The organism is Candidatus Nanopelagicales bacterium, assembly GCA_018003655.1.
Classification (GTDB): domain Bacteria; phylum Actinomycetota; class Actinomycetes; order S36-B12; family UBA10799; genus JAGNDY01.
The window spans coordinates 1-10,118 of sequence record JAGNDY010000068.1 but is presented as its reverse complement, the minus strand read 5'-3'; the positions used below and the strand labels follow the sequence as shown (position 1 = coordinate 10,118).

Annotated in this window: 9 protein-coding genes; 4 read left to right on the top strand and 5 right to left on the bottom strand. The window is 64.2% G+C overall.

Going from position 1 to position 10,118, the window contains the following annotated elements; translation table 11 throughout:
• Both KAZ48_09055 and KAZ48_09050 read right to left on the bottom strand, forming a co-directional pair.
• The coding region (locus KAZ48_09055; protein MBP7972937.1) for a DEAD/DEAH box helicase at window positions 1–1,357 on the bottom strand (1,357 nt) is incomplete at its 3' end.
• Window positions 1,354–3,399, bottom strand: a complete 2,046-nt coding sequence (locus tag KAZ48_09050) for a helicase-associated domain-containing protein (GenBank protein MBP7972936.1) — start codon at window positions 3,397–3,399, stop codon at window positions 1,354–1,356. The genes KAZ48_09055 and KAZ48_09050, both read right to left, overlap by 4 nt.
• 75 nt (window positions 3,400–3,474) lie before the next feature.
• Between KAZ48_09050 and KAZ48_09045 the strand changes: the two genes are divergently transcribed.
• From KAZ48_09045 to KAZ48_09035, 3 genes are all read left to right on the top strand, one after another.
• Complete coding sequence (locus KAZ48_09045; GenBank protein ID MBP7972935.1) at window positions 3,475–3,801, top strand: 2TM domain-containing protein; 327 nt, start codon at window positions 3,475–3,477, stop codon at window positions 3,799–3,801.
• Window positions 3,801–4,685: an ATP-dependent sacrificial sulfur transferase LarE gene (gene larE / locus KAZ48_09040; protein ID MBP7972934.1), complete on the top strand. Its 885-nt coding sequence runs from the start codon at window positions 3,801–3,803 to the stop codon at window positions 4,683–4,685. Before KAZ48_09045 ends, larE begins: the two co-directional genes overlap by 1 nt.
• 212 nt (window positions 4,686–4,897) lie before the next feature.
• Window positions 4,898–5,281, top strand: a complete 384-nt coding sequence (locus KAZ48_09035; protein ID MBP7972933.1) for a cold shock domain-containing protein — start codon at window positions 4,898–4,900, stop codon at window positions 5,279–5,281.
• 54 nt (window positions 5,282–5,335) lie between these two features.
• On the opposite strand, the gene KAZ48_09030 is transcribed toward KAZ48_09035, so the two are convergent.
• Window positions 5,336–5,833, bottom strand: a complete 498-nt coding sequence (locus KAZ48_09030) for a hypothetical protein (protein ID MBP7972932.1) — start codon at window positions 5,831–5,833, stop codon at window positions 5,336–5,338.
• Window positions 5,834–5,895: 62 nt separating this feature from the next.
• Window positions 5,896–6,189, bottom strand: coding sequence for a hypothetical protein (locus KAZ48_09025; GenBank protein MBP7972931.1), 294 nt, complete (start codon window positions 6,187–6,189; stop codon window positions 5,896–5,898).
• A gap of 140 nt (window positions 6,190–6,329) precedes the next feature.
• Between KAZ48_09025 and KAZ48_09020 the strand changes: the two genes are divergently transcribed.
• On the top strand, window positions 6,330–9,497 hold the full coding sequence (locus KAZ48_09020) for a choice-of-anchor D domain-containing protein (protein ID MBP7972930.1): 3,168 nt from the start codon (window positions 6,330–6,332) through the stop codon (window positions 9,495–9,497).
• A 115-nt stretch (window positions 9,498–9,612) separates the two neighbouring features.
• Here the strand turns inward: KAZ48_09020 and groEL are convergent.
• The coding region (gene groEL, locus KAZ48_09015; GenBank protein MBP7972929.1) for a chaperonin GroEL at window positions 9,613–10,118 on the bottom strand (506 nt) is incomplete at its 5' end.

The following is a 10,118-nucleotide window of genomic DNA, read 5'->3' as shown; positions in this document are numbered from 1 at the left end:
CGGTGCGGAACAGCTCATATAACCGTTGCCGTTCCTTGACCGGGGTGTCGCCGGTAATCACCGGCGCATCCAGGGCCTCGCCGAGTTCGGCGAGTTGGTCCAGATACTGACCGATGACCAGGATCTGTTCGCCGGTGTGCTTGGCGATGAGTTCCTTGACCACCGGGATCTTCTGCTGGGCAGTGGCAACCATTCGGTAGCGATCCTCCGGCTCTGCCATCGCATAGATCATGCGCTGGTGCTCGGGCAGCGTCACTCGAACTTCCACACAGTCAGCTGGTGCGATCCACCCCTGCGCCTCAATCTCGCGCCACGGTGCGTCATAGCGCTTGGGGCCAATGAGGCTGAAGACCTCAGTCTCATTACCGTCCTCGCGCACCAGCGTCGCGGTCAGACCGAGCCGCCGCCGGGCCTGGAGGTCGGCGGTGAAGCGGAAGACTGGGGCGGGCAACAGATGGACCTCGTCGTAGATGATCAGGCCCCAGTCACGGGTGTCGAACAGGTCCAAGTGCGGGTAGACGCCTTTGCGACGCGTCGTGAGCACCTGATATGTCGCGATTGTGACTGGCCGAACTTCTTTGCTGGCACCTGAGTATTCGCCGATCTCGTCCTCGGTCAGGCTGGTTCGTTTGAGCAGTTCGTCGCGCCACTGCCGCGCCGAGACGGTACTGGTCACCAGGATCAGCGTCGTGGCCTTGGCGACCGCCATCGCGGCCGCCCCCACCAGGGTCTTCCCAGCACCGCATGGCAGCACCACCACACCGGAACCGCCGTGCCAGAAGCCGTCGACGGCTTGGCGCTGATAGTCGCGCAACTCCCAGCCGTCCTCGACCAGGTCGATCGCGTGCGCCTCGCCATCGACGTAACCGGCCAAGTCCTCAGCCGGCCAACCGATCTTGAGCAGAGCCTGCTTGAGGTGTCCACGCTCGCTGGTATGGACAACGATCGTGTGCTCGTCAATGCGGTCGCCGAACATGCCCTTGGTCCGTTTGGACCGAAGCACCTCTTCCATCACCGACAGGTCACTGGCGACCATGACCAAGCCGTACGCCGGATCGTCGCGCAACTGGAGTCGGCCGTAGCGATCCATCGTGTCGGCGACGTCGACGAGCAGCGAATGAGGAACGGCGTAACGCGAGTACTTCAGCAACGTGTTGATGACGCCTTCAGCATCGTGGCCAGCTGCGCGCGCGTTCCACAGGCCAAGCGGGGTCAACCGGTACGTGTGGATGTGTTCAGGGGCACGTTCCAACTCGGCGAAGGGCGCGATCTCTCGACGAGCGTCGTCCGCGAGCTCGTGGTCGACCTCCAGCAGCACGGTCTTGTCGCTCTGAACGATCAGTGGGCCATCGGTCATCCCAACGCCTCCTTATCCGAGTCCGAGGCGCGTTCCACGCCGGTAATGCGCGACACCGCGAGGGTGCGAATGCGTCCCGAGTTGTGGTCGAAGGCGGACACAGCGCCCGCGTCGATCGCGACGATGTCCACCAGCCGCCGGGTGATGGAACCAGCGTTATCCGCGTAGCCAAGCCACACCGGGTCACCCGACAGGTGCGCCTCCCGCAGGATGGTCGCCGACTGGGCGATGGACAATCGCGGTACAGGTTCGCCCGAATTGGCTACGGGCACAGGTGATTGCGAGTCCGCCTCAGCCCGGCGCAGTGCCCGCACCAGCGCATGGACGAACACTTCGTCGAAGCCAGTCTGCCCAGCCGTCGCTGTTGTCGGAGTCGGTGCTCGATGGGCGAGCAGCGGCATGACCGCCGTCGAACCGTCGATGCCTTCAGCGACTGGCGCGTGACCGAGTTCGCGGGCAAGCTCGACCAACGCCTCGCCGCGGGACCTGGACACCACCACAGTCGGTGCGACCCGCACCAATCCCAGTGCGGTCGCCTGCGGATGGGACAACATCGCGGCAATCAAGGCCTCGTCGTCGGAACGCAAGTAGGAATTGACCGCACCGATGCGTACTGACCCGTGCCTGCGCGCGACATCGTTGATCAGGTACTCCATCGGCTGCGGTAGCGGCGTCACGCTGCGTTTGGTCAACTCCTCGATGATTTCGGCGGGACTTCGACCGGTATCCAGGATCCGGCTCACGCTGCTGGGGGTGACGCGAAAGACTGCCGCACCGCCACTTGATTCCAGATCGGCCACGAGATTGAGCAACGAACGCAAAGTTGGACTTGGCGGCCCAGGAACGACCAACGTCAAGTCAGCTTGCGCCAGGAACTCCTCGGTCGCTGGTGGCATGATCGCTCGCGCGGTGTTGGCGATCGCCGTGAGGTTATTCTCGTGCAGTAAGGATCGACCCATTCCCGTAATCGCATTGCGCGCAACAACCCCGAGTTGCTCGGCCTCGCGAATCGTGCTGCGGACAACGCGGTTGCGGACGTCAATCCGGGCCCGAGGCAATCGCGCTTCCAGCTGCTCGCACAGCGACTCGATGCTCAGCGCCTCCCCCGGTGCCATCTCGTCGAGAGAACGAAGCACTGCTCGCCGCAAGGTGGGCAGTCCAGGCAGTCCGAGGTCAGCGCCGAGGGCGGCCAAGCGAGTGCCATCGGCACCGGTTCCTCCGACCGCGTCGGCGTCGCGCTCCCCGGCCAGCCAAGCTGAAGCCAGCACGGACCACTGCTCGGCGAGGTCGGTGGCCGTCCAGGTATCAAAAGCGTGCGTTGGCACGTACCGCAGCGACGCGGAGCTACCCCGCTCTTGCGCCTCGTGTCCTGCCACCAGCCCTGCGGCAGCCGCGAGCTCAACCCAGAAGGCGGCCGTCGGCTCGTCGGTTCGCAGTGCGACCGCTGTGGATGCGAGTTCGCGAACACCCAACCCCCCTGCCTTGAGGGCAAGGGCGGGCCGAGTCGACCATTCATCGCACAGTGCTGCCACCGTCGCGTTGGCCGCGAGCGCGTGCGTTGCGCCCAACTGGTCGACATTGTGCGGATCGAGAACCTGCGACGGCTCGATATCGGCGTCTCGCAGTTCGATCGATCCGACGGCGGCGGGTACTGCCTCGCGCGCGGTCGATGTCACGTGAACGGGGGTGTCAAGCCGCACCGTCGGTGGGCCCCACACCAGCGCGAGCGCCCACAGCCGCTCGAGCACCTTGGCCAATCGTTCCGGCGAGCCACCCAGGGCGTCATTCGCACTTGCCCGCGCTGGCTGCTGCTGTGCGGCCAGGATTGCCAGTACCTCAAGCGCGTCGCGATCCAACGCATCGACGGCTCGTCGAACGGACGGGGCACCAGAAGCCCGCGCAGCCAACTCCGCGATGCTCACGGGGACGGGTTCGGCGATGTCCGGACGGGAGCGCACCAACTCCGCCAGAGCCCCATCGTCGCGACGGCGTAGGTCATCGGCGAGACTGCGCGCGGGACGTGCGGAACTGTCTGGAGGCATCCTCGTTACGGTACGCCTGCCAGGTCAGGGTGCTGACGGGTGGAGTCCGGCGCGATGTCGCAATAGCCTTACTCCATGAGTGCATCTGATCCGAACGAGCAGCCGACTCCACCGCCACCGCCAGCGCCGGGAGCGAGCATGTCCGACCAGCAACTCCGACACGAGGCTGAGAAGCGAATCGCGGCCAAAGCTGGTTTCGTTCGGTACCTCGGCGGCTGGGTGGCGATCTCGATATTCACCGTCATCATCTGGGCGATCACCGGGGCGGGGTACTTCTGGCCGCTCTGGGTGATTGTCGGGATGGGATTCGCAGCGTTCTGGATGGGCTGGAACGTTTACGGCCCACGCTCCGGCAAGCCGAGCGAACAACAGATCCAGGACGAGATGCGAAGAATGCAGTAGTGCGTACTGACCAGTCCGGCCAAGACGGTGCATCGGCACTGCTCGACCACCTACGGGCCTACAAGTGTCTGGTCGTTGCGTTCTCCGGCGGGACCGATAGCGCTTTCCTGCTCGCGGCCGCGCAACGTGCCCTAGGACCGGACAATGTCATCGCCGCAACCGTCGTAAGTCCCTCCTTGGCCACCGGGGAACTGGAATCCGCTCGTTCCTTCGCCGAAGACATTGGGGTCCGCCACGTCGCAGTTCCCGGTGCGGAGATCGGTCGTGCTGGGTACCGCGAGAACGCCCGCGATCGATGCGCCCACTGCAAGACCGAGCTGATGGAGGTCCTACTGCCGGTCGCCGAGTTGCATTTTGGCACCGACGCGGTCGTGGCCACCGGGACCAACGCTGACGACGCTGTCGATCCACACCGACCCGGCATGGCAGCAGCGGGCCGGCTCGGTGCCGTGACCCCGCTGGCGGCGGTTCGAATGTCCAAGGCAGAGGTTCGGCGCTTGTCCCACGACTGGGGGCTGAGCACCTGGGACAAACCGCAGGCGGCTTGCCTTGCCAGTCGTATCGCCTACGGCGTCCCGGTCACCGAGAGCGGCTTGCGCAGAGTTGATCGCGCCGAAGCACGACTGCGCGAGTTCTTTCGCGACGAGTCCATCCCGGTTACCAATCTGCGGGTGCGCGACCTCGGTGCAGAACACGCCCGAGTCGAGGTCGATGCCCACGTGCTCGACCAGGTACTGACCATCCAGGCACCGGTGGTTGAGTTGACCCGCTCGGCAGGGTTCACCGAGGCGGAGGTCGATCCACGCGGATTCCGTTCCGGCTCGCTGAACGAGCCAATTCTGCTCGACCTTGAGCGTCCCATGCCCCTGAGTTCGGTGCAGTAGCCACGCCCCGACGTCGCGGAACCCGCCGAACTTGGCAGAACAGACACCGCTGCGAAACGATCAAGTCGTAATGGAGACCCCGCGAAACAACGAGGCCGGGTAACCTAGGAGGGGCGGCGGCACGTTCGGAACAAAACCTGCGCTCCAACCACAGAATCACACGAGTCACTCCACTGCACGCATCGACAATTTCCTATCGAGAGGGGCACGCCGTGCCAACCGGGCGGGTCAAGTTCTACGACACCGACAAAGGCTTCGGGTTCCTGGCCAGCGATGAGGGCGAGGACGTCTTCGTCCACGCCAGCGCGCTGCCTGCCGGCACTGACGCGCTCAAGCCTGGATCGAAGGTCGACTTTGGCATCGTCGATGGCAAACGCGGCAAGCAGGCTCTCAGCGTGACGATCCTGGAAGAAGCCCCGAGCGTCAGCAAAGCGATGCGCAAACCAGCCGAAGATATGGCGCCGGTTGTCGAAGACCTGATCAAGTTGCTCGACAACCTCTCCAACAGCCTGCGCCGCGGCCGCTATCCGGACGATCAGAAGTCCAAGGCCGTCGCGAAGGTCATGCGGGCGGTTGCCAACGACCTCGACGCCTGAGGATTCTGGATTCGACTAGCTGGCTCTACCGCTGGCGGTATCCGATTGCCAGCTCTACCGCTGGCGGAGCAACCTCAGCATCGCCTCAATGTGCAAGTCAATCTTGCGAACATGGCTGAGCCCTGGCAGCGGGAGGTGCAGGTCGTCGAAGGTTGCGGTGCCGCTGACTTTTACCTCTCGCTGCGTCTCGCTCTCCTCTTCCGCCTCTCCCAACAGAATCATCGGAACGACGACATTTCCGGCAGTGGCGGTTCCTTCGAAGCGAACCTCGTCGTCGTGGGCGTGTCCGCTGCCCTTGAAAGTGAGCATGCCGTCGGAGCCACGGTTGATGAGCTTCTGCACTTCCGGATCCAGCAGTGAGTTGCCCGTCTTCATCTCGTTGAGCCCGATCTGGATGACCAAGTCCGCCTCCGCAGTCGTCCAGTCCGCTTCGCCGCCGACGATTGGCGCCGTTGCGCTGATGCTGAACAGTCCAACCCTGCTGGTCTTCATGTGGACCTCGCCTTCGCGAGGCTGAATCTGCCACTGGCCCAAGTGTTTGGAAGTCGTCACACGCCGCAGCCTGCCACGCCCGGCAAGCAGACGCTCGCCGCGAACCCTGCTAGGCATCGGACTTAGCTGGTGAAGTCGCCCAGTCCGAGACGGGGTTTGATCACCTCAAGGAATGCACGGGCCTGATCCTCTGTCATGCCGCGCTCGACCACCACCAAGTCAAGCGCACCGGAGTCGTCGTCCTCCTTGAGCGCCGCCAACACCCTCGGCGAAATCTCCAGTAGTGGGTTTCGCTCGTAGTTGATGCCTAGGTGCTCCATCACGCGTCGGAGGTTGTGACCAACGTCGGCGATCTCTTCGCGGAGCCGTTGAACTTCCCCACCACGACCTTGGTCAAACATGTCCGCGAAACCCATGCAGCCACCGTATCCGCCGGGGCGGCTGCCGTGGAGCGTCACCCAAATGCCAAGGCACCCGACAGTCGCGTGATCGAGCGGCCGACAAGAAGGGGGAGAGCCGATCCGACCAGGACCGATCCGACCCGCGAGGACACCACATGCGAACCGCACCGGGCACGGCGATGCTTCGTGTCGCGTTCGTGTGCGCAGTCGCGGCCGTTCTGGCAGTTCTCGGTACCAATACCGCTCACGCCCAGAGTCCAGATCCGACAGCTCTGTCGATCGAGGCCTATGTGAACGGCATCGCGTTTGATGGCGGTGACTTCTACATCACCAATTCCGGCAAAGACGGTGTCAAGGTCTACGACGGAGTCGACACGGTGCCAACCCGGCTGCTGTCCGGCGTCACCCTACCCTGGGGTCTCGCTTTTGGGGCAGACGGCAACCTGTATGTCACGTCAAAAGGCACCAACCCGAACGACCCGAACCCCGACGAGGTTCGAGTCTTCGTTGGCAGCAACAACACGCCCACCCCATCGCTAACGCTGACCGGCCTCAACGACCCGCAGGGCATCGCGGTGGACTCTGCCAACCGCGTGTACGTCGCGAACCTCGCGGCCGGGACGGTGAGCATCTTCGACGGATCAACGACGGCCTCGACGACCCTGACCGGCTTGTCCGAGCCAGCGTCGGTGGCCGTGAGCCCGGACGGGCGGGTCTTCGTCGGTACCCGCGAGGCCCAGAACTCCGTCAAGGTGTTCGATCCGGGCGCCGACCATGTGTTCGACTCCCCCGCGGAGACAGACACTCCGTCGGCCGTGATCGATGGGCTGTCGTCGGTCAACGCGCTGGCGTTCGACTCTGACGGCACCATGTACGCAGCCAACGGCAGGACTGTGGCCGTGTTCAGGTCCGGCTTCGTCGCCGGGCAAGACGGTCCGCTGGCGGGTCGGACGCTGACAGGCATCTTTGAACCGTACGGAATCGCCGTCACGGCAGAGCACAAGATCTACGTCGCTGACCGTGGTGATCCGACCGGAGACCAAACGTTCTCGCTGGTGCGGACCTACACCCCGGGGCCAGCATTCATCTCCGACGTGACCCCCGTGAAATTCCCGGACACCCCGGTGGGCCAGAGCGCCCCGATCGAAGACGTCAATGTGTCCAACGACGGCACCGAAGCGATGACCATCGCCGATGGGGGCGTCACCCTCGCCACCGGCAACACCGAGAGTTTCAACATCGAGACCGACGGGTGTTCCGGAGCCGTCCTCGAACCCGGCGATAGCTGTCTGATGCGGGTCGGCTTCTCGCCACAAAACCCTGGTGATTTGACCACCGATCTGCACTTCGTCGACGACGCGATCAGCAATCCGCACTCGATCCCGCTGCGAGGAAAGGGCACCGAGGCGGACCTGAGCATCGCTCCGTCCACGATCGATTTCGGCGGCATCACCACTGGAGCGCACCAGGAACAGGACTTCACGTTGCGCAGCAGCGGCAACATTCCCCTGACTTTCGGCGGCACAAAGTTCACCATGAGCGGAGCGAACGCCAACCAGTTCCAGATCGTGAATGACGCGTGCCCGGCCACGCTGCCGGTCAACGACACCTGCACCCTGTCTGTGAGCTTTGCTCCAACCGTGGTCGGCAACAAGGCTGCCAAGATCACGGTGGCCAGTGACGCTCCCGGGACCAAGGAGATGACGCTCGCCGGAATCGGCTCCACTGCTGGCCGGTCGGCCACGCCCACTCCGACCAGCCAGTCCTTCGGCGATGTCCTCGTCGGCCAGGAGTCTGTTCAGGAAGTGGTCACGTTCACAAACTGGGGAGCCAACTCAATTCCGTTGGGCACCGATCCCGTAGTGATCACTGGACCCTCGGCAAGTCGGTTCAGCCTGATTAGTACCACCTGCGAATCGGCGATCCACGTCACCGAAAGCTGCACCGCGACCGTCACCTTCAAGCCGGTGACGGCTGGAACTGTGTCCGCGAACCTGCGCGTGTTGGACTCGGTTGGCACGCCCATGACCTCAGTGCCGTTGAGTGGGAGGGGCACACAGCCGAACATCGCCATTGCGCCGACGAACAAAGCCTTCGGCGTCACCGGCACCGATCATGCGTCGAAGGCGCAGTCATTCGCGGTCACGAACACGGGAACCGCCGTCCTCACGATGGGCGCCTTGACGGTTGAAGGAACCAATGGCGACCAGTTCAGCGTCGACAGTGACAACTGTTCCCACCAGCAACTTTCCCCTGGTGGCGAGTGTGCGATCTCGGTGACCTTCCGACCCACCAGCAACGGCGCCAAGTCCGCGGCCCTGACCCTGGTGAGCGATGCCCCGTGGACTCCCGCCGTGAATCTCACCGGTACGGCCGTGGACCCCGCACCCCACCTGGTTGCACCACCTGGCAAGGCCTTCGGGACCGTCGCCGTCAGCACTGCCTCAACGCCGCACGACTTTGTGATTACCAACGATGGCACCGCGGATCTGACGTTCGGCGCGAGCGCGGTCACTGCAACCGGATCCGATTCCGCACACTTCGCGATTACCGCGGATGGTTGTAGCAATACGTCGGTCGAGCCCGACAGTTCGTGCACGGTGACTGTCGAGTTCAGCCCGACCAGCCGCGGCGCCAAGGCCGCCACGATCAATGTCGTGAGCAACGACGCAGCCACTCCCAGCGACATCAGCGTGGCTGGCATCGGTGCGGTGGCACCGAGCGGGCCGCACTCGGTCAGTGCTTCCGGCGGCGCCAGGCAGGCGAGCCTCTCGTGGACGCTGCCGGACGACGGTGGCGAGGCAACCATCACCGGCTACGCGGTCGAGGTGTCGACCAACGCGTCGGGCCCATTCAGCGTTGCCGGTGGAACCTGTGCACCCGCGACAACAGCAACGAACACGGCGCGTGCGTGCGTCGCGACCGGTCTATCCGATGCGACGACGTATTACTTCCGAGTCGTGGCCACGAACCTTGCCGGCACTGGCCCAGCGACGACGAGCAACGGCGCCAAGACCTCGGTTGCCGTCGTCCGACAGGTTCCCAGCCGCTGCGGAGCCTTCCCTCGCAAGATCAAGCGAAAGGGCACGACGACGATCCTGCCGCGCACCTGCGTAACGAACGCGGGCCAGGCAATCCGCGTCTCGGCCAAGGTCTCCCGTGGCGGCAAGTTCAAGCTGCTGAAGAAGTCAGGCGGGCGGATCTACCTCAAGACGTTCAACAAGAAGCGAATGAAACTGACGCTCACATTCAGCGCCGGAGCCCGCACGACTGCTAACGCCGCGTACCTCGCGTACTCCGCAGGCAAGACCTACAAACCGTAGCTACGACCAGCTGGCGCATAGCGACACAGCAAAGCGGGGCCGCCCGAAAGGGACGACCCCGCTTTGCGTTCGTGCGTTACGTACTGTGGTGCAGCGCGCGCACGGTGTGGCTGGACTAGAAGTCCATACCGCCCATGCCGCCCATGCCACCGTCGCCACCAGGCATTGCTGCGGCAGCCTTCTCCGGCTTGTCGGCAATAACGGCCTCGGTGGTGAGGAACAGTGCGGCGATCGATGCTGCGTTCTGCAGCGCCGAACGCGTCACCTTGGCAGGGTCGATCACACCAGCGGCGATCAGGTCGACGTACTCACCTGTCTGCGCGTTGAGGCCGTGGCCCGGTGGCAGGTTGCGAACCTTCTCGGCCACAACTCCACCCTCAAGTCCGGCATTCACGGCGATCTGCTTCAGCGGTGCCTCGATCGCGACCTTGACGATGTTCGCGCCGATGGCCTGCTCACCTTCGAGTTCGAGCTTCTCGAACGCTGCCTGACCTGCCTGGATCAAGGCCACGCCGCCACCGGCGACGATGCCCTCTTCCACGGCGGCCTTGGCGTTGCGCACTGCATCTTCGATGCGGTGCTTGCGCTCCTTCAGCTCAACCTCGGTGGCTGCGCCAGCCT

Coding starts and splice junctions, on each gene's coding strand:
- KAZ48_09050 (MBP7972936.1), bottom strand. CDS start 3,399: ATGCCTCCAGACAGTTCCGCACGTCCCGCGCGCAGTCTCGCCGATGAC.
- KAZ48_09045 (MBP7972935.1), top strand. CDS start 3,475: ATGAGTGCATCTGATCCGAACGAGCAGCCGACTCCACCGCCACCGCCA.
- KAZ48_09020 (MBP7972930.1), top strand. CDS start 6,330: ATGCGAACCGCACCGGGCACGGCGATGCTTCGTGTCGCGTTCGTGTGC.
- KAZ48_09025 (MBP7972931.1), bottom strand. CDS start 6,189: ATGGGTTTCGCGGACATGTTTGACCAAGGTCGTGGTGGGGAAGTTCAA.